Source organism: Nonomuraea sp. NPDC049695, assembly GCF_040674955.1.
Lineage (GTDB): Bacteria > Actinomycetota > Actinomycetes > Streptosporangiales > Streptosporangiaceae > Nonomuraea > Nonomuraea helvata.
In genome coordinates this window covers 1-25031 of record NZ_JBFANV010000002.1, presented here as the reverse complement: position 1 = coordinate 25031, position 25031 = coordinate 1, and the positions used below count along the sequence as shown (strand labels likewise).

The 25031-nt window shown below is 66.8% G+C and carries 17 protein-coding genes and 1 rRNA gene; 5 read left to right on the top strand and 13 right to left on the bottom strand.

What is annotated here, in order from left to right; genetic code table 11:
- Nucleotides 1-323 precede the first annotated feature (323 nt).
- Entirely contained in the window at nucleotides 324-1583 is a 1260-nt protein-coding gene (locus tag AB0J64_RS02280; protein ID WP_364019279.1) for a nucleotide sugar dehydrogenase, read from the top strand.
- Between the two features lie 69 nt (nucleotides 1584-1652).
- Here the strand turns inward: AB0J64_RS02280 and AB0J64_RS02275 are convergent, their stop codons facing one another.
- On the bottom strand, nucleotides 1653-3890 hold the full coding sequence (locus AB0J64_RS02275; RefSeq protein ID WP_364019276.1) for a hypothetical protein: 2238 nt from the start codon (nucleotides 3888-3890) through the stop codon (nucleotides 1653-1655).
- A 472-nt stretch (nucleotides 3891-4362) separates the two neighbouring features.
- Between AB0J64_RS02275 and AB0J64_RS02270 the strand changes: the two genes are divergently transcribed.
- From AB0J64_RS02270 to AB0J64_RS02255, 4 genes are all read left to right on the top strand, one after another.
- Nucleotides 4363-7833 carry a DUF4082 domain-containing protein gene (locus AB0J64_RS02270; RefSeq protein ID WP_364019274.1) on the top strand — a complete coding sequence of 1157 codons (3471 nt, stop codon included), beginning with the start codon at nucleotides 4363-4365 and terminating at the stop codon, nucleotides 7831-7833.
- Between the two features lie 254 nt (nucleotides 7834-8087).
- Nucleotides 8088-9074: a glycosyltransferase family 2 protein gene (locus tag AB0J64_RS02265; RefSeq protein ID WP_364019271.1), complete on the top strand. Its 987-nt coding sequence runs from the start codon at nucleotides 8088-8090 to the stop codon at nucleotides 9072-9074.
- Nucleotides 9075-9308: 234 nt separating this feature from the next.
- A complete protein-coding gene (locus AB0J64_RS02260) occupies nucleotides 9309-10661 on the top strand; it encodes a nucleotide sugar dehydrogenase (protein WP_364019268.1) in 1353 nt (450 codons plus the stop codon).
- A 4-nt stretch (nucleotides 10662-10665) separates the two neighbouring features.
- Nucleotides 10666-11649, top strand: coding sequence for an NAD-dependent epimerase/dehydratase family protein (locus AB0J64_RS02255; protein WP_364019265.1), 984 nt, complete (start codon nucleotides 10666-10668; stop codon nucleotides 11647-11649).
- 48 nt (nucleotides 11650-11697) lie between these two features.
- Here AB0J64_RS02255 and AB0J64_RS02250 read toward each other — a convergent pair whose 3' ends face one another.
- The 12 genes from AB0J64_RS02250 to rrf form a co-directional block, all read right to left on the bottom strand.
- Nucleotides 11698-12684 (bottom strand): class I SAM-dependent methyltransferase, encoded by a 987-nt coding sequence (locus AB0J64_RS02250; RefSeq protein ID WP_364019262.1) that lies wholly within the window; start codon nucleotides 12682-12684, stop codon nucleotides 11698-11700.
- On the bottom strand, nucleotides 12681-13655 hold the full coding sequence (locus AB0J64_RS02245) for a fatty acid desaturase (RefSeq protein WP_364019259.1): 975 nt from the start codon (nucleotides 13653-13655) through the stop codon (nucleotides 12681-12683). Before AB0J64_RS02245 ends, AB0J64_RS02250 begins: the two co-directional genes overlap by 4 nt.
- A 98-nt stretch (nucleotides 13656-13753) precedes the next feature.
- The gene (locus AB0J64_RS02240; RefSeq protein ID WP_364019256.1) at nucleotides 13754-15724 is read right to left on the bottom strand and encodes a DUF4082 domain-containing protein; all 1971 of its coding nucleotides are present in this window, start codon (nucleotides 15722-15724) and stop codon (nucleotides 13754-13756) included.
- A gap of 163 nt (nucleotides 15725-15887) precedes the next feature.
- On the bottom strand, nucleotides 15888-16607 hold the full coding sequence (locus AB0J64_RS02235) for a class I SAM-dependent methyltransferase (protein WP_364019253.1): 720 nt from the start codon (nucleotides 16605-16607) through the stop codon (nucleotides 15888-15890).
- A gap of 61 nt (nucleotides 16608-16668) precedes the next feature.
- Entirely contained in the window at nucleotides 16669-17736 is a 1068-nt protein-coding gene (locus AB0J64_RS02230) for a glucose-1-phosphate thymidylyltransferase (RefSeq protein WP_364019250.1), read from the bottom strand.
- A 76-nt stretch (nucleotides 17737-17812) separates the two neighbouring features.
- The gene (locus tag AB0J64_RS02225) at nucleotides 17813-18319 is read right to left on the bottom strand and encodes a GtrA family protein (protein WP_364019247.1); all 507 of its coding nucleotides are present in this window, start codon (nucleotides 18317-18319) and stop codon (nucleotides 17813-17815) included.
- Entirely contained in the window at nucleotides 18316-19089 is a 774-nt protein-coding gene (locus AB0J64_RS02220) for a GNAT family N-acetyltransferase (protein ID WP_364019244.1), read from the bottom strand. The genes AB0J64_RS02225 and AB0J64_RS02220 overlap by 4 nt, the downstream gene beginning before the upstream one ends.
- Nucleotides 19089-20276: a dTDP-4-amino-4,6-dideoxygalactose transaminase gene (rffA, locus tag AB0J64_RS02215; protein WP_364019241.1), complete on the bottom strand. Its 1188-nt coding sequence runs from the start codon at nucleotides 20274-20276 to the stop codon at nucleotides 19089-19091. The genes AB0J64_RS02220 and rffA overlap by 1 nt, the downstream gene beginning before the upstream one ends.
- 66 nt (nucleotides 20277-20342) lie before the next feature.
- On the bottom strand, nucleotides 20343-20546 hold the full coding sequence (locus AB0J64_RS02210; RefSeq protein WP_364019239.1) for a hypothetical protein: 204 nt from the start codon (nucleotides 20544-20546) through the stop codon (nucleotides 20343-20345).
- A gap of 609 nt (nucleotides 20547-21155) precedes the next feature.
- Nucleotides 21156-22310, bottom strand: a complete 1155-nt coding sequence (locus AB0J64_RS02205; protein ID WP_364019236.1) for an ice-binding family protein — start codon at nucleotides 22308-22310, stop codon at nucleotides 21156-21158.
- A gap of 157 nt (nucleotides 22311-22467) precedes the next feature.
- Nucleotides 22468-24666, bottom strand: coding sequence for a hypothetical protein (locus AB0J64_RS02200; protein ID WP_364019233.1), 2199 nt, complete (start codon nucleotides 24664-24666; stop codon nucleotides 22468-22470).
- A gap of 191 nt (nucleotides 24667-24857) precedes the next feature.
- Nucleotides 24858-24974 (bottom strand): 5S ribosomal RNA (gene rrf, locus AB0J64_RS02195).
- Nucleotides 24975-25031 lie beyond the last annotated feature (57 nt).

Here is a 25031-nt window from a genome sequence, read left to right as displayed (position 1 = left end):
TCACCAGGACACGCCGTCGACGGTTCCGGTGACCGAATGATCACCCAACGTAACATGAAGTAACCGTGTGAATGTGGCCGCTCTTGGGCGCGGTCCTCCTTTTCGCCTATCGGAACGGTCAGCCGCATGACTCTGCCGAAAGCCCCCATGTGGGCCGTCCCCGGCCTGCCTGACACCCCTCGCCAATCACCGGCAGCTGAATCCGCCGGACAGGAAGCCCGTCCGCGACCGGTCGGTGCTCACACCTCCGATCGAAGACTTCACCTCATCCGCGGCGCCAACTGGACGGCCGCATTCCGCCTCCAAGTGACAGGGGTTCAGAAATGGGAGAGAAGCTAGTCGTCGTCGGCCAAGGCTATGTCGGCCTGCCGCTGGCGATGCGAGCGGTCGAAGCAGGGTTCGACGTCGTAGGGCTCGACGTGGACCCGTGGCGCGTCAAGCGGCTCAACGCCGCCGAATCCTTCGTCGAGGACATCAGCGACGAACAGCTCGCCGACGCCCTGCGTACCGGCCGCTACCTGGCCAGCGACGACTACGCGGACGCCGAGGCGTTCGACATCTGCTTGATCACCGTGCCGACACCGCTCTGCGACGGAGCCCCCGATCTACGTCACATCGCCTCGGCAGGCCGTTCCATCGCACCTTTGGTACGGCCGGGCGCCACCGTGATCCTGGAGTCCACGACCTATCCAGGCACCACGCAGGAATACCTGCTGCCGCTGCTGGAGGAGGGCTCCGGGCTGCGCGCTGCCGCGGACTTCCACCTGGGCTACAGCCCCGAACGCATAGACCCGGGCAACGGCCGGTGGCAGTTGGAGAACACTCCCAAGGTCGTCTCGGGCATCGATGAGCCCTCGCTGGCACGAATCCAGGCGTTCTACCAGAAACTCGTGGAACGGGTGGTCCCCGTGTCCTCGCTTCAGACGGCCGAGCTCTGCAAGCTCCTGGAGAACACCTTCAGGCACGTCAACATCGCCCTGATCAACGAGCTGGCCATCTTCGCCCACCAGCTCGGCATCGACGCCTGGGAAGCGATCGACGCCGCCGCCACCAAACCCTTCGGCTACATGCGCTTCACCCCGGGCCCCGGCGTCGGCGGCCACTGCCTGCCCATCGACCCGTCTTACCTGTCGTGGGCCGTCAAGCGTGGCGTCGGACACAACTTCCGATTCGTCGAGCTCGCCAACGACATCAACAACAGCATGCCCGACCAGGTCGTGCACCGCCTCGCCCTGGCGCTCAACGAGCGCGCCAAACCCATCAACGGCAGCCGGGTGCTCCTGCTGGGCCTCGCCTACAAGAAGAACGTCGGCGACTGCCGCGAATCGCCCGCCATCCACATCGCCAGATCGCTGGTCAAGCTCGGCGCCGACGTCCGCGCCGCCGACCCGCACATCGGCGACTACCAGCTCCCGCCCGGCATCGAGATCGTGGAGGCCACTCGACAGGAGCTGGCATCCGCCGACGCCGTAGCGCTCCTCACCGACCACGACCACTTCGACTACGACCTGGTCGAAAAGGAGAGCTCCTTCGTCTTCGACACCCGCTACCGCTGCCACGGCCCCAACGTCGAACACCTGTAGCGACCAGCGAAACAGGCGCTCCCCGAGAATTCCTCGGGGAGCGCCTGTGATTTCCGTCCCGCCCGCGAGTTACCGGGCCACGACCGCCTCATCGGGCGAGGGGAGCCGGTAAGCGGCATAGTCACCCTCGCGGTACTGCAGTTCGGCGAACTTTCCGAGCTGGGAGCCCGCAGGAAGACGGCGTTCGTCCACGAGGAGCCAGCGAACGCCGTATCCCTCTCGCAACCGCTGGATCGTGGCAGGCGACGGCGACAGGAAGGCCGCTTCGTTCGCCTCGAATCGAGGCCGATCCCAGAACGGCTGGTGCTGCTCCATGCGCCCCGGTTCCCAGCCGTCCGCGTTCTTGGCCGTGAAGGCCCACCCTTCGAGGAGCATGCGGCGCTCTGCCAGCGCCGACAGCCAGAACTGGCGGCTGTCGCATGGGTTCTCGAAGCCCCAGCGGCAGTGCACGTTCGTGGCGACCAGATCGTCAGGGGCCGAGTGGTCTCGCACCCATCGGGCGACCGGGAGCACACCCTGCGGGATCGCCGACGCCGGGGCCGCCGAGGTGGACGGCTCCCCGTCGCCGCGTGACAGGACAGTGAAAACGCGGACGTGGTGGGCGGCGGGCAGGCCGATGACAGCCAGTGCGGCGATCAGGAAGGCCCACCCCCGCAGCCCCGACCTCGTCGCGACCACTGCGGTGATCCCCAGGCCGACGATGACCGCCAAGGTGACGTACGGCAGGTAAAGGGCGATTTCCGGCTGGCCGGGATGGAGTGGTGGGCGGACGCCGTACAGGATGGGAATCGCATAGGCGGCGACCAGCCCGACCCCGATCGCCCGCCAGGTCAGGGCGCGCGGCACCCGCGCTTGCCGCAGGACGACGAGGACGCCGAACACCGCGATGATCGCGAGGTAGGGATGGGAACCCCACAGGAAGTAGGCCTGGCTCCTGCCCGGATGGTCGAACACGATCGTCGCGCCGAGCCCCGCGGCGGCCATCCCGAGCATGAGCAGCACGTCGGAGCGGACGATCAGCCTCGGCCGGCTCAGCATTCCGAGGACCGGGCTCCAGGTGACGGCCCACGCCAGCAGGTACATCGCCGAAACGCCGACCAACGACATCAGCGGCGGGCTGATGTCCACCGAGGCGCCGGTCAGGTACTGCCAGATCGTGCCCATGTCGGAGAACGGCGCGATGAGCAGCCCCTGCCGCAGACCGCCGAAGAGCACGAACTGCGCGAAGAGCAGACACAGCCCGACCATCAGCAGGGCGGCGAGAGCCGGCCAGGGCAGCCGGCGCCGCCGCCATCCCTCGACGGCCGCCACCGCCAACAGCCCCACGACCAGCATCGGCAGATACGTGGCCTTGGCACCCATCACCGCCATCAGGAAGACGCCCAGGAGCAGCCATGCCGCGCGGTCGTGCGTACGCTCCCCGAGCAGATCGACCAGGAGCAGAACGGCCGGCACGAACAGCAGCGCCGCGAAGGTGAACGTCGGGCTTCCCCATGCGGCATCGTGGATCCCGCCCCAGGTGAACGCCCCGAACGAGCCGAGGAACAAGCGGGGAGCGCCTATGCCCAGCGTGGCCACCACAGCGATGACGGCGCCCTTCCACGAGTCCATCACCCGCCGCGCGAGCATCGCGACCAGGACGACGAACGCGGCCAGCATGGGCAGCACGCCCAGGCGAAGCAGCAGGACCAGCGGTTCCACTCCGCTGACCCAGCTGGCGGCGGCCCAGTGCGCGTAGACGAACCAGTGATAGAAGAGCGGTTCGCCGGCGACTATGGCGCTCATCGGCGGCATGTGGTGCTTCAACTCGCCGATCAGACCGAGGTGAAAGGGCGCGTCATCGGAATAGTGCACCAGTGTCGGCCAGGTCAGCGGTCCGATGCGGAAGTGGCTGTAGGCGCTTTTGGCCACCAGATAGCAGACGATCAGCCCGAGCGCCCATGACCACCAGGCCGGCGCGTCGGGCCGGGGGCCTGCCTTCCAGTGCGCACGGAGCCGCGGCACGATGAGGAAGACGGCGAACGTGGCGATCGGCCACGCCAGGACGAGCAGCGGCAATCCTGCCGCTCGGGCCGGAATGTAGACGCCGAGCTCCACGGCGAGGCCGAGCGCCAGCCCGAGCGCCAGCTCCTCTGCCAGAGTGCGCGTGCCGCCATAGAGGGCACGGATCAGCAGCAGGCCGGGCAGGACGAGGCAGAGCACCAGATACGCGCCATAGAACGCCAGGTCCGAGCCGGAAACGCCATAGCGATACAGAACGGCCGCGGTGAACCCGGCTGTGAGCGCCCCCGGCAGCCACGCGAACACGCGCCGCGTCCAGTGGGAGCGAACGGGATCTCGCCCATGACCGGGGAGCCGGATCGGTTGGCTGCTTTCCTGCGCCTGGGATGTTGCCATGAACGAAGTCTGACCGTGCCGACGATCATGATGGGTTTGGAGACCTGGCGCCGGGCGAAGTCCTTGCCATTCCCTAACAAGGTCATGAGCGAGCGGCCGACGCCGGGGCTAACAAATGCAGATCCACGACAGAAGCGATACTCCGCACATCTTCAGTACTCCCCCGCGACACGCACATTCCCCATCTAGTGCTGCCATTGCTAGCCATGCGACGGCAGCACCGGAATTCATCTGTACCCTGCCTCCACGGTGCAAACATATGCCTTTGCTTTGCATTTACCAGCAAACGCACTCGTGGGGGTTTTTCATGCTGGACGGCAAGGAGACGGCGGGACGGCGGCGGCGACGCGTTGCGCTGGTCGTCCTCGGAAGCGTCGCTTTCTTGGGTGCCTTGCTCTGGACCGCCTGGACCTTGACACCCATTCCCGGCGACGCCCGGGCATCTGGTTCCGTCAAGCTCAAGCAGGTGCCGGATCATGTGATCAAGGCGGTGGTCGCCGCCGAGGAGGGAGCGTCCGCCCAGGAGCGGCACGTGACGATGGAACGGCTGGCCGGCGCGTTCTGGTTCGCCGTCACGAGGCAGAATCTCCAGGACTCCGCGATCGCCCAGCGCATGGTCCACAACCAGCGTTCACAGGACCCCAACTTCCTGCAGCGCCTCGGAGATCTCCTGGTCACCTCCAAGGTCGAGCTGACGAAGCCCAGTGAGTGGGTGCTCGAGAAGTACCTCAATGTGCTGGACTTCGGCAGGGGGCCCGAGGGGATCCAGGCAGGCGCGCAGGAGTTCTTCGGAAAGAACGTCCAAGAGCTCACCGTGTCGGAGGGCGCCTACCTGGCCGCGGCGATCCAGCGGGCGGACGACTCGGCCGGGTCGCGCTCCGACATGCCCACCCGCTGGCGCACGGTGATCGACGGTCTGCGCCGATCCGGGACGCTCACTGCCACCCAGGTCGCGGTGCAGCGATTTCCTGAGGTGCGGACGTCGCCGTCCTCCGCAGGCCCGGCAGGCGGAGGAACCGCCATGCACCCGGCATCAGTGCGGCCCGCGAACGCCGCGCTTGCCCCGCGGCCCAAGCGTGCGCGGCAGGAGTGCCCGCCAGGCTCGATCATCTGTGAGGAGAACCTCCTGCCTGGCACTCCGTACGACGTGTGGCAGGTCGCCGGCGCCGGCGACCCGGACATTCAGGGCTATCCCACCCAGATCAGCGTCAACCATGGGGAGACCGTTCAGTTCAAGGTGGACACTCCCGCCACTGACTACCGCCTGGACATCTACCGGATCGGCTATTACGGCGGGGACGGCGCGCGGCACGTGGATACGGTGCAGCCATCGGCCGCCCTGCCGCAGACGCAGCCGGCCTGCCTGACCGACGCATCGACCGGACTCGTCGACTGCGGCAACTGGGACCTGTCCGCCTCGTGGGCGGTGCCGGCCACCGCTGTCTCGGGCGTCTACTTCGCGAAGCTGGTCCGCGAGGACGGCACAGCGGGCGAAAGTCAGATGTTCTTCGTCGTCCGGGACGACGGCCGCGCGTCGGACGTCGTGTTCAAGACCTCCGACACGACCTGGCAGGCGTACAACAGGTACGGCGGAAACAGCCTGTACTTCGGCTCGCCCGCCAACCGCGCCTACAAGGTGAGCTACAACCGCCCGATCACCACGCGCGGGATCTCCAACGGGCCACCGAACTTCTTCTACAACGCCGAATACCCCATGGTCCGCTGGCTGGAAGCCAACGCCTACGACGTCAGCTACATCTCCAGCATCGATGCGACGACCCGGCCTTCCACACTCCTCGGGCACGACCTGTTCCTCTCCGTCGGGCATGACGAGTACTGGTCCAACGAGATGCGGAACAACGTCACCGCGGCCCGCGACGACGGCGTGAACATGGCCTTCTTCTCCGCCAACGAGGTCTTCTGGAAGACCCGTTGGGAGAACAGCATCGACAGCTCGAACACCCCCTTCCGCACGATGGTCTGCTACAAGGAGACCCTCGCCAACGCCAAGATCGACCCCAGTCCTCAGTGGACCGGGACCTGGATGGACCCACGTTTCTCACCGCCGTCGGACGGCGGCAAACCACAGAACCAGCTCACCGGCACCCTTTTCATCATCAACGGCATCGTCAACGACGCGATCACCGTCCCGGCCACGTACGCGCCCATGCGGCTGTGGCGCAACACCTCCATCGCCAACCTCACACCCGGGCAGGTCGCGACCTTGCCCACCGGAACGCTCGGGTTCGAGTGGGACAACACACCTGACAACGGCTTCGCTCCCCCAGGTCTCGCCCGGTTCTCGGAAACGACGTTGAGCTACACGAACAAGGTCCTGCTCGACTTCGGCGGCACCTACGGCGCCGGCACGGCCACGCACCATCTCACGCTCTACCGGCAGAGCAGTGGCGGGGGGCTGGTCTTCGGCGCGGGGACCATCCAATGGCCGTGGGGTCTGGACGGCAACCATGATCGAAGCGGCACGCCCACGGACATCCGCATGCAGCAGGCGACCGTCAATCTCTTCGCCGACATGAACGCGCAGCCGGCCACGCTCCAGCCGGGCCTCGTACCGGCCATCCCGTCCACGGACACCGCGCCGCCCACCTCGGCGATCACCGTTCCGCTGGCCAACGCCTCGGTGAAGACAGGCACGCCCTTCACCATCAAGGGCACGGCTTCCGACACGGGCGGCGGCGTCGTAGCGGGTGTCGAAGTCTCGGTCGACGGTGGTTCCACCTGGAATGCCGCCACGGGCCTGACGAACTGGCAGTACAACTGGATCCCGCAGACCGTGGGGCAAGTGACGATCATGGCCCGGGCGGTCGACGACATCGGCAATCTCCAGTCGACACCCACGTCGGTCACGGTGCGGGTCTCCGTGGCCTGCCCCTGCACCTTGTGGCCCGACACCACCGTGCCCGCGGTCGTCCAGTACGCCGACTCAAGGTCTGTCGAGCTCGGCGTGAAGTTCCAGGCCAGCCAGGAAGGCGCCATCTCCGGCATCAGGTTCTACAAGGGCTCGCTCAACACCGGCACGCACATCGGCAACCTGTGGAGCAGCACAGGGCAGCTCCTGGCGCAGGCCACCTTCACCAACGAGACGGCAAGCGGCTGGCAGACGGTCAAATTCGCGACGCCGGTGCAGGTGACGCCCGGCACCACATACGTCGCTTCCTACTTCGCGCCCAACGGCCGGTTCGCCCTCAACACCGACTACTTCACCTCTACCTATTCCAACCCCCCGCTGACCGCTCTTTCGAGCTCCGGGTCGGGCGGCAACGGCGTCTACAAGTACAACGCGAGCAGCACCTTCCCATCGAGCACCTATCGGTCGTCCAACTACTGGGTGGACGTGGTGTTCGCGCCGACGAGCATCTGGCCGAGCACGGCGGTGCCGGCGGTCGAGAACGCCCCCGGCACCGATCCACTGGTGGTGGGCGTACGGTTCAGCTCCGAAGTGAGCGGCACGATCAGGGGGATCCGCTTCTACAAGGGCTCGCAGAACACGGGCACGCACACCGCGAGCCTCTGGACGAACAGCGGGCAGTTGCTCGCGCGGGCGACCTTCACCAACGAGACCGCATCAGGATGGCAACAGGTGCTGTTCTCTACACCTGTCCACATCAACGCCAACACCACCTATATAGCCTCTAACTACGTTCCAACCGGACACTTCTCCTATACCCAGAACTACTTCGCCACCGATTACCTCAACTCCCCGCTCGTCGCACTCGCGAGCGGTGCCCAGGGCAATGGGTTGTACCGGTACACCACCGATCTCAACAAATATCCGAACCAGTCCTTCAAGATGAGCAACTACTGGGTCGACGTGGTGTTCTACGCCGACTGACGCCGGCATCCAGCAGGTCCCGACGGCCACGGCCTCCACGACGTGCTTCCTCGACGGCTGGTAATAGCCGCCCAAGGAGAGCGCAAGAGGCCGTGGCCGTCATGCTGCCGGTCGCCGGGTGTGTGATGCGATGGCCCCCGAGAGCCGCAATGAAAAGCCGATGTCCCGAATATGCCTGTTCAACGGGAGCGGAGTTCCCCAGGGGCAGCGAGAGCAGCACAGAGGCGCGGCCGCAGGAAGCAATCGGAGGACTCATGTCGGTGTCGGTGGTCATCCCGTGTTACCGATCAGCGCGAACTCTTCCCCTGCTGGTCCCTAGGCTCCTATCGGTTCTGCGTGACCTGGCCGTCCCGCACGAGGTCATCCTGGTCGTGGACGGGAGTCCGGACGACACCTGGACGACCGCGGCAGATCTCGCCCTGCACGCGGAAGGCGTGCGCGCGATCCATCTGTCCCGCAACTACGGCCAGCACAACGCGCTGGTCGCGGGGATCAGGGAAGCGGAGTTCGACGTCGTCGTCACGATGGACGACGACCTGCAGCACGTGCCGGAGGAGGTCCCGCGTCTGCTGGCCGCGCTGGAGGGCGATCGCCTCGACCTGGTCTACGGGGTGCCGCATGTGGAGGAGCACGGGTTCTTCAGAAGCCTGGCGTCCCGCTCCGTCAAGGCAGGCATGTCCACCGCGCTGGGCATAGGCGCCGCCCGCAAGATCAGCGCCTTCCGCGCCTTCAGGACCCATCTCCGTGACGGCTTCGAGGAGCTTTCAGGACCTCACGCGTCACTCGATGTGGCCCTGTCCTGGGCCACGACCAGAGTCGGCTCGGTGCGCGTGCACATGAGCCAGCGCAAGCACGGCCGCTCCAACTACTCACTCCGCCTGCTGCTCCGGCATGCCGCCAACATGGTGCTGGGATACAGCACGGCGCCGCTCCGCGTGGCGAGCTATCTGGGCTTCCTCGTCGGCGCGCTCGGTCTGCTGCTGGGGGGAGCGGTTCTGTGGCGGTTCGCCACAGTAGGTACGGCGGTGCCGGGCTTCACCACCGTCGCATCGATGGTCGCCCTGTTCTCCGCGGCGCAGCTCATCTCCATCGGCGTGCTGGGCGAATACATCGGCCGCATTCACGGCAGCGGAATGGGCCGCCCGACCTACGTGGTACGCGAACGCGTCGGGTCCTCCGCGTATTACGAGCTTCCCCGGCAGAGCACCGGAGCGGGCACCGCCGCCCGCAACGCCCATTAACGGCCGCACAACCGGCCGGGTCGCCGCATTCCGTCAGCAAATCTTCACCGGCGGACCAAGCTATCTCCCGTGAATCGGCCGGGAGGCGCGCCGCCGCGGTCGGCGCCGACATCGGGAGATTAGAAGGAGAGCAGGACCCGAGCCCGAATGAATTCGCACCAGCGGGCCGGGAAAACGTGAGACCGGCCGCACCCGGTCTCGCCGACTCGATGGAATCCTTCGAATGGAGTGAGTGTGCGTTTCTTGCCCGCTCAGGACCACATCACGGCCGGTGTGGTCGGCCTGGGATATGTCGGATCCTGCATAGCCGCGGCTCTCGCCGACAACGGCATTCACGTGATCGGCGTGGACACCGACGCCGCGCTGGTCCAGGAGTTGAGCGCCGGACACTGCCGGTTCAGCGAAACAGGACTTCCCGACCTCGTCTCCCGCTGGGCCGCCACACCGCGGTTCCAGGCCACCACGGACTGCGCGGCGATCTCGGCCGCCGACGTCGTCATCGTCACAGTCGGGACGCCGATCCGCGACGACGGCGCGCTGATGGATCTTCAGCTGAGAAGCGCCTGCGACGACTTGAGCAGGCACATCCGCCCCGGTCAGCTGCTGGTCTTCAAGAGCACCGTCCCCGCGGGCATGACCCGCGAGCTCGTCGTTCCGCTGCTCGAACGCTCGGGACTGACCTGCGGGACCGACTTCGGCCTCGCCTTCTGCCCGGAGCGGTTGTCCGAGGGGAACGCGCTCAGAGAGCTCCGCAGCTTCCCCATCGTCGTGGGCGGATGGTGCGAGGAGAGCACCGAGGCGGCAGCGTCCTTCTGGCAGAAGAGCCTCGGCGTCGAAGTGATCCGCTGCGCCTCGCTGGAGACGGCGGAGATGGTCAAGCTCGCCGACAACTGGTGGATCGACCACAACATCGCGATGGCCAACGAGCTCGCCAAGGTGTGCGACTCGCTCGGCGTCGACGTGCTCGACGTGATCTCGGCCGCGAACTCCATCAAGAAGGGCCGCGGGAACGTCAACATTCTCCTGCCCAGCGTCGGTGTCGGCGGCTCGTGCCTGACCAAGGACCCGTGGATGGTGTGGCGCTCGGCCCGCGACCGCGGACTCGAACTACGCACGATCCCCGCCGCGCGCGAAGTCAACGACGGCATGCCCGGCTACACCTTCGACCTCATCACGGACGAACTGGCCAAGCTCGGCGGCACCCTGGCCGATTCCAAGGTCGCGGTGCTGGGCCTGGCCTTCAAGAACAACACGGGCGACCTGCGCGCGACGCCCACCCAGCCCGTCATCACGGCTCTCCGGGAGGCAGGGGCGAAGGTCGCCCTCTTCGACCCCCTGGTGGACGACGACGAGGCCGAGAAGACCTTCGGGCTGCGGCCGTCGAGCTCTTTGGAGGAGGCGATACAGGACGCCGGTTGCGTGGCGGTCCTCGCCTGGCACAAGCAGTTCGAGGACCTGGACTTCGCGGAACTCCGCCAGAAGGTGGCCCCCTCCTGCGCGGTGATCGACGGGCGCGCCTACTTCCCGCCCGAGACCATCGCCCGGCTGAGGGAGCTGGGCTTCGCCTATCGCGGGATCGGACGGTAAGGCCATGGCTCGTGTCGTCGTAACAGGCGGTGGCGGTTTCGTCGGGAGCCATCTCGTCGAGCGGCTCGTGACAGAGGGCAACGACGTGACGGTCTTCGACCACGCCGTACCGCCGGAGCACCTGGCGGGCGCGGCCGCGGCCCGGTATGTCGTGGGGGACATCCGGGACAGGTCGCAGCTCTCCCAGGCCATCACCCGAGACGTTGACATCGTGTACCACCTCGCCGCCGTGGTGGGCGTGGACCGCTACCTCGACCAGCCGCTGGACGTCATCGACATCAACCTGTCGGGAACGAGGAACGTGCTCGATCTCGCCGAACAGGCCGGAGCGAAGACCGTGGTCGCCAGCACGAGCGAGGTGTTCGGCAAGAACCCCGCGGTCCCCTGGGCGGAGGACGACGATCGCGTGCTCGGCAGCACCGCCATCGACCGGTGGAGCTACTCCTCCAGCAAGGCGCTGGCCGAGCATCTGACGTTCGCCTTCATCAGGCAGCGTGGCCTGCGGGCCACGATCGTGCGCTATTTCAACGTGTACGGCCCGCGCCAGCGGCCTGCCTTCGTCATCAGCCGGACGGTCCACCGGGTGCTCCGCGACCTTCCGCCCGTCCTTTACGACGACGGCGGGCAGACCCGGTGCTTCACCTACGTCGACGACGCCATCACCGCCACGGTGACGGCCGGATCCAGCGAGAAGTCCGACGGCGAATGCTTCAACATCGGCAGCTCGGACGAGACGACGATGGAGGAGGCCGTACACCTCGCCATCGAGCTCGCCGGCGCTGAGCCGGAGATCGTCCCTGTGGACACCGCGGAGCGCCTCGGCAGGCGGTACCAGGATCTGCAGCGGCGGATCCCCGACACCACGAAGGCCTACCAGGTGCTCGGCTGGCGCAGCACGACCGGCCTTCGCGAGGGAATCGCGCGCACGATCGAGTGGGCCCGCGCGAACCCCTGGTGGCTGGCGCTGGACGACAGCGGTCAGGAGTAGCACGAATCCGGGGGCGCTCGGCATCGAGCGCCCCCGGAGACCGTCACGTCAGGTGGCGGGAGCAGACGTGGGGACGAGCTCGACGAACATCTGGGACGGCCGCCCACCGAGCCGCGTCCGGACGAGGTCCAGGCCGGCGAAGCCGGCGGCGAGGACGGGATAGAGCGGGTGCCGGGTCATCGGGCGCTCCGCAGAGACCTTCACCCATCCGCGCCGGGCCAGCTCCGCGAGGACGCTGGTGCTCCAGAACGGCGCGCCCTGTGTGTAGGCGAATCTCCGCACGGCGAATCCGCACCGGCCGGCGAGCCTCGTGAAGTTCTTCCGATCGAAGAGCACCCAATGCCGCGGGCAGTGGTATCCGCCCCAGTTGCGGTTCCTGAACAGGCGCGCATCCAGGCTGTCCATGTTCGGGGTCTTGATGAGGATGACGCCCTGCGGCGTGAGGTGGCGGCGGAGCGTGCTGAGCACCTCGCCCGGGTCGCTGACGTGCTCGATCAGGTTGATGAGCAGGATGAGGTCGAAGCGCCGCTCGCTGGCGAAGTCCTCCACACGGCCGCAGAAGAAGTCATGCCCTCGGGCCACGGCCCTGGCCTGGGCGTCCTGGTCGAGATCGACTACCTGGGTGAACGTGACGCGCCGGTCGATGGCGCGGACCACGTCGAGCTGCCAGCCGTCCCCGCCTCCCACGTCGAGAACCTGGAGGTCGTCACCGGACATCATCGACAGGATGCGCTGGAGCCGGACGGCATCGAGCCGGTCCTTGATCCGGTGAATGACCGACCGCTCGTCCGGCGCGTACGCGTAATAGTTCGCCGGGTAGATCTGGGCGAGCCGGTCGACGGGCATGGGATCGAGGAAGACGGCGCTGCATCGTACACAGCGGTAATAGTCGTAATCCTGGTCGGAGGTGCAGTATTCGACGTCGCGGGCGCGTGCCCAGTGGACGGCACCGGGTGCCTGGCACGCCGGGCACCGCGTGACCGTGCCGATGTTGTCTGCCTCTGGGATTTGCCGCTGGACCGTGTGCTCGTTCATATCCGTTCCAATTGCCGCCAGGTGCGGTAATAAGTGGTCTGCCGCCCCTGCACTATCGGAGCGATCTCGGTCTGCATGAGGAACCGTTCCACGTCCTTCAGCCTGGTGAAGGAGACGCTGGGATCCCAGTGGTGCAGCATATGGCGGTTGAAGCCCGCCGCACCGAACACGGCCGCGAAAAAGCCGCCGCCGAAAAGCCTGTTCACCGGTCCGTGCGGAACGCTGCTGTAGTCCGCGCGGTCGTCGGCGAATTCGCTGCGGTGCTCGAGCACCTGCCGGACGGTGTTGAGGAGCGGAAGGAAGACGAGTTGCCCCAGCGTCCAGGCGGCTGCGACGGCGACGGCGCCGCACCAGAGCGAGCAGCCGACGATCGACCCGTTCACCGCGACGGAAACAGGGAACACCAGGTCCATGGAGCCACCGCCGGTGTCCCCCGCGCGTGACTTGCGCTTCACCAGCTCGCGGTAGCCTTTCAGGGCGCGGATCAGCCGGACGCCCGAGACCGCCTCGGTCAGAAAGCGCAGATTGAGCGGCGCGAAATAGCTGCGCTCCGGGTCACGGGTGGTGCCGAGATACCGATGGTGCTCGAAGTGCACCTTTCTGTATGCCTTCACGTCCATGCCGACGAAGACGCCGACGAAGATGTTCGTCAGCACATCGCTGGCCCGGCGGGTGGGTGCCAGATTGTAATGGGCGCCCTCGTGCAGATATGTCATCAGATAATGCAGCCAGAATCCGAGCATCGCCCCGCCCGCCACGGCGAGCGCGCTCATGGCCGGCCATCCGGAGACGACGTCGCGTCCCAGAAAGGCGATGAGCGCGGCCGAGATCAGGAGTGCCGCATGACCTACGAGCAGCGTCGTCCACACCACTCCCCACCGGGGGATGAGAGAGCGCCGGAAATCGACGTATCGCCGTCCCGAGGAGTCCACCAGCGTGGAATGACGCACCATGCCGATGTCGAGAGCCACTGCGTCAGCCTGCACGGCCGTCCCCTTTCGCCATAGCCCTTTTCCGGCACTCTAACCAGAGCCTGACGTTTTTCGGGACAACCGTGCTGGCGTGCCGCTTATGCGTTGTCAAACAATACGTCAACCCAGTAGTTGGTGTCCTGGAAGGAGTTGCTCGGGAAGGTGTTCGTGGCGCTGTAGACGTACACGCCGTTGCCGCCCGAGTCGTCGCCCTCCAGCGCGGTGAGCGGATAATTGCTTTGCGCCTTGTAGAACCCGCGCAGGGTATAGGAGAAGTGCCCCGTTGTCGTCTGGTAGGAAGCGATATAGGTGGTGTTGGCATTGATCGAGACAGGCGTCGAGAAGTATGCCTGTTGCCATCCGGACGCCGACTCACCCGAGAACGTCACACTCGCGAGCTGCGTGCCGCCACTGGTCCACAGAGTGCCCACATGCGTCCCGGTGTTCTGTGTTCCCTTGTAGAAACGGACCCCCCTGATCACCCCTGCTGTGGCTGACCTGAACTTGACCCCGAGCACGACCGCCCTCGACTCATCGGCGTTCCCGATCGCCGGCGTGGCAGAGTCCTCCCACAGGGTGTCCGACCGCAGGAACAGCGGCTCCACCCAGTAGTTGCTGGCTTGGTAACTGCTGGTCGGGAACGTGTTGGTGGCACTGTAGGCGTATACGCCGTTACCACCGTCCGCGCCGTCCGCCAGTGCGGTGAGGGGCGGGTTGCTCACTTCGCTGGTGAACTGCTGCAGCGTGTAGGAGAAATGGCCCGTTGTCGTGGAGTAGGAAGCGACATAGGTGGTGTTGGCGTTGATCGAGACAGGCGTCGAGAAGAGCGCCTGCTGCCACCCCGACGCCGACTCACCCGAGAACGTCACACTCGCCAGCTGCGTGCCGCCACTGGTCCACAGAGCCCCCACATGCGTCCCGGTGTTCTGCGACCCCTTGTAGAAGCGGATCCCCTTGACCAGCCCTGTCGTCGCTGCCCTGAACTTGACCCCGAGCACGGCCGCTCTCGTGTCATCGGCGTTCGCGACCGCCGGCGTGGCCGAGTTGGACCACAAGGTGTTCATGACGACCTGCGCGACCGGGGGCGAGGTGCTGGGGGCGAAATGGATGAACGCCTCACCGTCGAACGTGTCACCGCCCTGGTAGACGGCGGTGAGCTGGTGGTTTCCCCCGCTGAGCGGAACCTGAATGCTGACATCGCCCTGCTCGTCGACGAAGTCATGGCCGAGGAGGGTCGTCCCGTCCTTGAAGGCGACCTCGCCCTGCGGTACGACATCGCCGGAGACGGCACTCACCGTGGCACTCATGGTGACCGTCTGCCCGTTCCTGGAAGGGTTGGGCGATGTGTCCAGCGTCGTGGTCGTCGGCGGATCGTTCGGCACCGTGATACGTGTCTTCGGCCCCGTGGTCGTACCCTGCAGGGTGACGGCGTCGGTGATCGAGAACACGCGCCCCTTGACGGCGGCGCCCGAGTTGACCGTGACCCCGTCCGATGCCAGCACGTTTCCCTGGAACGTGGAGTTCGTGCCGAGGGTCGCCGCATCGGTGAGCTGGAAGAAGACGTTGTCGGCCTGCGCGCCGTTCGTGAGGCTGATGTTGCTGACGTTCGCGGTGCTGAGACTGGCCGCCTTGAAGAGAAAGACCGCAGCGGGGTCGTACTGCGCATCGAGCGTGAGCGTGCCGTTGATCTGGAAGACCGAACCCGATGACGGCCTGTAGACGCCTGGCGTCTTCGTCGTGCCACCGAGCTGTGCGGCGACGAAGGCCGTGGCCGGCGAACCGTCGGCCTCGTTGTAGGCCGCGACCGCGTCGGCCTTGGCAGCGGCCGCGGTGGCGTCGCCCGCGTGTGTGCTCCCGCTCACGGTGCCCGGCGGGAAGCCGCTGACCGTGCTGCCCGGGCTCACACCGAGATCTCCCGTGATCGCGGTCTGATTGGTGTTGGCGACGCTCGTGCTCGCCAGCACCCCGAACGACGCCGCGTCGTCGAGGTTCATCGACGGTGCGGCCGCTGCCGTGCCAGGTGTGACCACGACCAGGCCCGACGCGATGAGTGCCGCGATGACCGTCATCGCGGAACGGCGGGTGCCCCCTGGACATGGGCGACCGGCCCGGGCAATGGTGTGATGCGACTGAGCGAAGGTCGCTGGAACTAGCTCATTGTGGTGCTTCACGTCACCGTTGTACTTTGACGTAATCGAATTGTGACTATGCGACTACGCTACGCTATACTCACTATTTACCAAAGCGTTGCGGCCGGTGTGCCCGCACGATCAAGGAAACGCCAGGAAGCGATCTCACAGGCAGATACCTCTCAGCGGTGACCACGGTGGAGAGGGCGAAATTGACCAGGGGATGCGTCTCCATCACGTCGGAGCCTGACGTGTGTTTCCTGCGGAGTGCGACGACCGGCCGGAGGAGCACGTTCCAGCTCCACAGCCGTTCCAGCACCAGACCCTGCCGCGTCAACAGGTCGCGCAGGGTGTCGCGGGTGTATCTGCGGACATGGCCCGAGGCCACGTCATGCGCGGACCAGAGCGCCATGTCGCACGGCACCGTGATGAGAGCGGTTCCGCCGGGCCGTAGCACCCGCACGATCTCGCCGGCGGCACGGTCGTCCTCCTCGATGTGCTCCAGCACGTCAAAGGCGAGCACGAGATCGAACGATCCGTCGGGCAGCGGCAGGTCCCGGGCGTCGGCATGGATGGCCTGCAGACCTCGCTCGCGTGCGAGCTCCACGGCGAGCTCCGAGTAGTCCGCGACCAGCGCGTCCCAGCCGTGCCTGACCAGCACCCGCGTGTTCCCGCCTCCCGCGGCGCCGATGTCGAGCGCTCTGCCCGCCACTCCGCGGCGGCGCAGTTCGCGAAGTTCGCGGGCGAGGATGGCGCGCCGCTCGCGATACCACCAGTGGTCGTCCTCAAGCTCGACCGTGCGGCGGATATCCGTTGCCTCCATGGTCCCCCCTAGGTCAGATCGGTAGGCCGCGGCGGGCACGCCCCCGCCGCGGCCCCGGCCCTCATGCCTTCACCTGCACCTTGCTGTGGTCACCGACCATGAGTTGGTACGTGTTGGGCACACCCTCGGCTCTGGTGACCTCGACGTTGCGCCCGATCAGCGAGTACGTCAGCCGCGCGACCCCCGTGATGCTGGAGTCGGGCAGCACGATGGCGTACTCCACCTCGGTGTCCTGGATCAGGCAGTTCTCCCCGATCGAGGTGTAAGGGCCGATGTACGAATCGCTGATCCTGGCGTTCGCCCCGATCACGGCGGGCCCCCGGACCACCGAGTTCGCCACCACGGCCCCCGGCTCCACGACGACGTTGCCCGTGATCTCGGACAGCCCGTCCACGGTCCCCCGGTTGTCCGGAGCGACGGCCTCCAGAACGATCCTGTTGCACTCCAGAATGTCCTGGAGACGCCCGGTGTCCTTCCAGTAGCCGCTGACGAAGTGGGAGTGGACGCGATAGCCGTGGTCGATGAGCCACTTGATCGCATCGGTGATCTCCAGCTCGCCTCTCGCGGACGGCTTGATCGCCCGCACGGCCTCATGAATGGCAGGAGAGAAGGTGTACACCCCGACGATGGCCAGGTCACTGCGCGGATGCTCGGGCTTCTCCTCCAACCGCAGGATCTCGCCGTCGGGACCGAGCTCGGCCACTCCGTAGAACTGGGGCTCGGCAACCTTGGTGAGCAGGATCTGAGCGTCGTGGCCTGACCCGCAGAACGCGTCGATCAGGTCGGTGATGCCTCCCACCAGGAAGTTGTCACCCAGGTACAGGACGAACGGATCCTCACCGAGGAAGTCTCTGGCGATCAGGACGCAGTGGGCCAGCCCGAGCGGCGCCTCCTGCGGGATGTAGGTCACGTCGAGCCCGAACCGTGAGCCGTCACCGACGGCCTCCCGTACCTCTGCCCCTGTGTCGCCCACGACGATGCCCACGCTCGTGACGCCGGCATCCCGTAGCGCCTCCAGGCCGTAGTACAGAACCGGCTTGTTCGCCACGGGCACCAGTTGCTTCGCCGACGTATGCGTCAGCGGGCGGAGTCTGGTCCCCTTCCCGCCTGCCAGAACGAGCGCCTTCATCGCTGTGCGGTCCTTTCGCGAAGAGCGCATGGCCATGGTGACCAGCCGTCCGCCCGAAACTATGCGCCGGCCCCGATCAGTGGCTTTTCACCACTCCACGACTTTGTTGAAGGTTGTCTGGCGATTTGCCCGGTCCACGCGATCCGCGGCGGCGGAACGTCCACATCCTGTGGACCACATAGCTGCCCGACAAGGTCATGCAGATGATGAGTGCCTGGGCCACGAGGAGGGGAATCCCGACGAGCCCGGACAGTATCGGCAGCCCCACGATGGAGAACGCCAACACGCTCAGCCCCACCGCGTAGAACCGCAGGTAACCGACGAGCCAAGAGACATCGGCACCGGGGAACACGACCAGGCGGTACCACGGATAGACGATCACTACGGTGATGAAATGGCCCACGACGGCCACGCAGACGTACGGCACGACATCCCGCAGCAGGTGCAGTCCCAAAGCGAAAAAGCCGTAGTAGATGACGGCCGTCAGGCCGCCCCCGGTCAGATAGGCGACGCGATGCCAGAAATTCGACGGCGCGCCGACCGCCGTGGCCGGATCAGGCTCGCGGCAATCCGAGGGGTTCACGACTCGTCCACGGCCATGAGTCCCGCCCGCACCAGGTGAACGGTGGTGAGCGTCTGCACCGGCTCGAATCCGTACCGTGCCCATGCCCGCTGCACCCGGGTGTTGTGCGCCTGAGTGGAGATGACGACCTCTTCCCCGCCACGGGCGAGAGCATGGTCCTCGACCGCCTTCAGCAGATGGGCGTAGAGGCCACGGCCCTGCGCCTCGGAGACCACGCCGGCGAGCAGGATCTCCGTGGCGGGCCCCGCGTCCTCCAGCGTGGCGAGCCCGAGAACGCGGGACTCGTCGCTGAGGGCCAGGCAGCTGCCCTGGACCGCGGACCGGACAGCCCATTCCTGGTAGCCCTCCAGCGACGCGGCGACGTCGAAGAGGGGGTTGGCCGCGTAGTGGTTCCCGTACGCGACGAAGATGTCCGCCACCAGCGCCTCGATCGCGGACACGCCGCTCAGCCCGCCGGTGCGCAGGCGCGGCGACGGCTCGGGCGGGCGTCCCTCCCCCGCCCGCAGCCGCCAGTACACCAAGCAGTCGGCGAACAGCGCGGTCCTGCCGGATCCGGTGAGCTCCGCGAACCATCCGACGTGTTCGGCCGGGTATCGCAGCACGATGACGTCCGCCGACGAGGCCAGGACGGCCTCGCGTACCGCCAGCAGCGACGTACCCGACCCGGCCGCGACGCTCAGGCGCTCCACCGATCGGCCGAACCTGGCCGACTCGAGTGGAGACTCGTGGATTCGTACGTCCTGGGCCTCGATCACGTCCTGCCAGGCCATCAGCTCACCTCGTAGTCCCGCGCCGCCTCGATGACGTGCGCCACATCGTCTTCAGCGAGATCGGCGAACAGCGGCAGCCGCACCAGCGTGTCGGCGACCTGCTCCGTCACCGGACATCCGCCCGTGGCCGGCCGCCCGTACCGCAGGCCGGCCGGCGCGCAGTGCAGCGGCTGGTAGTGGAACAGCGCCTGAACCCCACGCCCCGCGAGGTGGTCGATGAACGCCTGGCGGTTCGCGATGTCCGGGAACAGCAGGTAGTACAGGTGTGCCGGATGGGCGCAGCCGTCCGGGACCATGGGCTGGGAGATCCCGTTGCCCGCGGCCCAGTCGGCCAGGCCCTCATGGTAGGCCTGCCACACCGCGTGCCGCCGGAGCTGGGTCACACGGAAGAACTCCAGCTGGGCGGCGAGCTGAGCCGCCAGGAGATCGGACGGCAGGTAGCTGGAGCCGATGTCGACCCAGCGATACTTGTCCACCTGGCCGCGGAAGTACCGGCTGCGGTCGGTGCCCTTCTCACGGATGATCTCGGCCCGTGCCATGAGAGCAGGGTCGTTGAGGATCAGCGCCCCGCCCTCCCCGCACTGGACGTTCTTGGTCTCGTGGAAGCTCTGCGCGGCCATGGCGCCGAACGACCCGAGCGGCCGGCCCTGGTAAGAACCTCCCAGGCCGTGCGCGTTGTCCTCGACGAGCGCGAGACCGTACCGCTCGGCAAGCTCGCCGATGACCTCCATCGCGCAGGCGACGCCCGCGTAATGGACCACCGCGATGGCTCGCGTGCGCTCGGTGACGGCTCCTTCGATGAGGCGCTCGTCGATGTTCAGCGTGTCCGGCCTGCAGTCCACGAACACCGGTACGGCGCCGCGCAGGGCGAAGGCGTTGGCCGTGGACATGAAGGTGAACGAGGGGACGATGACCTCGTCCCCTGGTTGCAGGTCCAGCAGGATCGCCGACATTTCCAGCGCGTGCGTGCACGACGTGGTCAGCACCACGTCGTTCGCTCCGGTCAGCTCGCTCAGCAGGCCGGTGGCCCGACGGGTGAATGCACCATCACCCGAGGTCCGTCCAGAGCGCACGACCTCGGCGATGTAATCGAGTTCGTTCTCTGCGACATGCGGCCGGTTGAATGGAACGGTTCTCAGCCCGGTTGTGCTCACGGTCGCAGTGAACCTCGGCGTGGGCCGGCGCACCGGCGCGACCAGCGGCTGTGGATGAAGCCGTTGCTCAAGCCTTACCGGCGACCGACCCGGCGGCCATCAGTCCGACGGCGGGGTGATCTTCGTGAAAGGGTCGCAATAGGCTTTCGCCCACTCCGCCCCTGGCGGTGGCGTGCCCGGCTTGATCGCGCACATGGTCTGCGCCACGTCGCCGTTCGAGGCCGCGACAGTGACGAGCAGCACGTCGAGCGGCACGGCCTCCGTGATCGAAACACCGACCACGCCCTCGGGATAGCCTTCCACCCCGTCAATGCTGTGCCAGGACCCCGGAGGCACGGTGCGCGGGTCGCGGATCCAGGTCGTGCCGCCCGTTGTATAGGCGGTGAAATTGGTGTCGAACGGGGGGAAGGTGAGCGATACGAGTGTCGAATCGACGCTCGACGTGCCCCCGGGCGCGCCCGCGGGTCCTGCCGGACCCCGGGGCCCCCGCGGACCCGAGGGACCTGCTGGACCTGCGGGACCTGCTGGCCCAGGCCGGCCTACGGGACCTCGTTCACCCTCCGGGCCTCTGGGGCCCTCCACGCCATGTATCCCCACAGGACCTCGCGGGCCTTCCGGACCTCGCGGGCCTATCAGGCCTTGCGGCCCCGTGAGGCCGGGCCATCCGCGATATCCCCGAGGTCCCCGGCGCCCGCACCACCCGCCCCGGCACCTGCACCGTTTCCCGTGGCAGCGCCCGTGAACGACACCGCCGGGGCGCTCTTTGATCACCTGATGACCGCTGACCGCGCTCGCCGTGGCCGCGCTCACATTCGACAGCCCCCATACGGCACAGGCCATCGTCAGCACGAGCGCCGGCATGTTCCTACCACGAGACATTGGGTCCCCCTTCTCTGTGACAATGACCAGGCGTCATCGGCGGTTGAGCACCTGGTGTTCCAGTGCGGGGGATTCGCTCGGCGTGAAGTACACCCAGGCCTCGTAAGATCCGGTGCCGTCGTCCACATAGACGGCAGTGATGTAATGCACGCCTCTGGTGAGCTCCGAAGTCGTGAACTTGGCCACGCCCTGATCGCCCGTCAGGACCGATCCGATCTGTGTTGCACCGTCCTTGAACAGCACCGAGCCTGTGGGGCGGGACCCGTTGTAATCCCCGTGCACGACAGCGGTGAAAGTGACGGGCTCATGGAGCCGCGAAGGATTCGGCGACGAGGTCAGGGTCGTGGTGGTCGGTGGGCGGTACACCGTGACGAGCGCCTTGCTGTGCGCCGCCTCCCCCTCTCCCCTCTTTCCGGCCTTGGCACCTGTGCCTGAACGCGCCGGCGTGGTCCCAGGAATGCTCGGCACCGTGATAGTGGTGGCGGGCAAGGTACTGGTCCCGTCGATGGTCACTGTCGTGTTGAGGCCGGCCACCCGCCCGTATATGACCGCCCCGTCCTGCACCATGACCGCGTTCTTCGCCAGGATGTTGCCGCGGAAGGTGGCATACGTCTCGACTGTCGCGGTATCACCGATCTGCCAGACGATGTTGTTCTCCTGGGCGCCGTTCATCAGGTCGATGTTGCTGACTCTCGCCGCGTTCAGCGTCGAGTCGGCTTGGAAGATGAACACCGCGTCCGGGTCACCCTGGCCGTCCAGCGTGAGCGTGCCACTGAGCAGGAAGGTTCCGTCCACACTCTTGTAGACCCCCGGCCCGAAGGTCTTGCCACCGAGTCGCGAGGGCACGACCTCGGTGGGCGTTCGTCCCGCCGCCTCGCTGTAGGCGGCAACAGCATCGGCCTTCGTCGCGCGCGCCTCCGCATCGTCCCTGTGGATCGTTCCCACCACCTTTCCAGGAGGGAAGCCCGTCACGATGATGCCGGGGCTCACGACCACATCGCCCGTGATCCTGGTGAGATCCGCGCTGTTGACCGCTGCCCCGGCCACGACCGCCGTGTCCCAGGCGTCACCGAAGTCCACGAGCCCTTGCCGTGCTGTCGCGTCATGTGACGGGACACCCAGCACAGCCATCAAGAGGACGCCTGCCAGAGCCATGGACGCCCAGGTGCGAGGCGGAAGATCAGCCATGCCAGCAGTCTGAAGACCGCACCCTACAGACACGATCGGACATCCGGCCCGCGACCATGTCATTGTCACTCCTTGCCTGCGCCACGACCTTTCGGCATCCCGACAACGGCGTCCGTCCGGCACTGTCGTGATTCCTCGCGCCACCGCGCACCGGCTCTTACACGCCGGCGCGCGGACTCCCGGGCATGGCAGGGATCTCGTAGACGGTGCAGTGACCGGCATGGAAGCGGCGGATGACGAAGTCTTGGAGCGTCGGGGCAGGCTTCGTCGAAGAAAGATCGTTGACGATGAGCCAACGGACACCGTACACGTCGCGGAGACGGCCGAGCGTCTCCGCGGATGGGGTCTGGAAGGCGGCGGCGTTGTCCGCCAGCCGCCTGCTGTCCCAGAAGGGGACATCGTCGAGATTCAGGTGCCGCCGTTCTGCCAGGAGATTCCCTCGCGTCGTGTACGCCCAGCCTTCGACGAGCACACGCCGTTCGGTGTAGGACGACGCCCAGAAGGTCCTGCTGTAACAGGTCCTCGTCTGTGGGGTGCAGGGAATGTTGACCGCGACGATCGAGTCAGGAGGTGAATGGTCACGCAGCCAGCGACCGGCCTCGGGCGCGCCCGAAGGTATCCGTGCTCCGCCCTTCAGCGTCCACATCTCAAAGGTCAGCAGCGCACGTTGCTCAACATCAGTCGTCAGCCCCAGCCCTACGAGCAGGGTGAGCACGACGGCCGGGGCCATGTTGCGAAACGTGGGGAACCATCGGGCAGCGAGAAGAACGCCCCCAGCGCATGCCGCCACAACCCCGATCAACGTGAAGAAGGAGACACCGAGCACGTCGACGGCCGCACGGTCGTCCTGCGGGATCGCGTCGCCGTTCGTCGCTGCGACCGCCTGGACAGCCAGGATGCCCACAACGGCGGCGGTCAGGAGCGCGAGACGCCGCCCGCGCCCGAGCTCGGCAGGGACCACAGCCGCGAACCCGCACGCTGCCGCGACGGCCAGGTAGGGACGAGCCGCCTGGATGAAGTAGAACTCGGCTCCTCCGATGTGCTCCAGGAGCAGCGTCGCACAGGCCCCCGCTCCCCCCAGGCCCAGAAGCAGCCAGGTGGCTGAGTCCCGGCGGCGGCGAACCAGACCTGCCGTACCCGCCCAGATCATCGCCCACGACACCAGGAGGCTTGCGGCCATCGCCCACACCAGATCGGCAGAGTGCGTTCGGTGCCCGAGATCGGCCTGCACGATCGCCTTGTCGACCCCGGCGAGCGGTTGGAATGACAGCAGTTTCGTAGTGCCCTGGTAGAGGACGATCTGGGCGAGCCCAAGACACCCCGCGACGGTGCCGGCCGCGGCCACGACCGGCCGGCGGACACGCCGCATTGCCGCCTCCACCCCTATGACGACCACCAGTCCGGCAAGCAGCAGGGGCAGATAGGTGGCTTTCGCACCCGCCAACGTCATCAGCAGCAGCACGAGCATGAACCAGGTGCCGACGCGGACCCGGCCCCTTGCCCTCAGCAGCTCGACGAGGACGAACACCACCAACGCGAACACGACAGTGCCGAGCGTCTGGGACGGGCTCACCCAAATGGTGCCGTCGAGCACCGCCCCAGACGGGATCAGGTGGGATGTCCATCCCACGGGGTTGGGGGCGGCGACCAGATACGTGATGACGAGAGCCACCACCCCCGCCCACCACGAACCGGAGAGCCGGCGCGCGATGAAGGCGATCAGCACCGCGAAGGCAGCCATCAGCGGCAGCGGCCAGAGCCGGCAGACCAGGGTCTCGATCTCGATGCCCGTCGCCCACCCTGCCGCGGCGATGTCGGCGAACGCGAACCAGTGATAATCAAGCGGCGCCCCCGCCACCATGGGGTACGTCGGCGGCACATGAGACTTGGCTTCCCCGACCACCGCCATGACGAATGGCAGATCCACGTACGGGGTGGCATTGCCCGGCCAGCCGATGCCATGGGTGCGGAAGAAACCAGCCGCTCCCCAGGCGACAGGCAGCCCACCGAAACCGGCGACGGCCCACGCCCACCATGCCGGAACACGGATCCTCGCCGCCCTGCACCGTTTCCGCAACGCCGGCACGGCCAAGCAGGTGCCGATCACGACCACCGGACAGCAGAGGAAGGCCTGCGGCATCCCCGCCCACCTCGCGAGAATGTACGCCAGCACCTCCAGGCAGTACCCGAGGACGGTGCCGGCCGCGATGTCCAGGGCCACATACGACGGCCTGCCGCGCAGTACGCGCCACAGCAGGGTTCCGGGAAGGACGATGCCCGCCCCGACATACGCCGCGAACCGCGCCGTCTGCGTCAGTGGCACGCCGTACCAGCACAGGACCCCGGAGGCCGCCACGACCGTCAAGCCCGCCGGCACCCATCCGGAGCGCAGGAACGCACACCTCATACATGGCTCCTCTGACTCTCCCCCATAGCCAGTACGGAGAGTAGTGACAGTTGAGCCCTGTGCAATACCGGCCTCGCCGGTCCCGATGCCCAGAAAAAGAAAAGGGCCACCCCGAAGGGTGGCCCTCTTTCATAAATATTGTGCGGCGGTGACCTACTCTCCCACACCCTCCCGAGTGCAGTACCATCGGCGCTGGGAAGCTTAACTTCCGGGTTCGGAATGTAACCGGGTGTTTCCTTCCCGCCATAACCGCCGCAACCCCTCGAGCAGCAACTGTTTGCTGTCTCAGAATTGCCTAGTGGACGCGAGCAAGA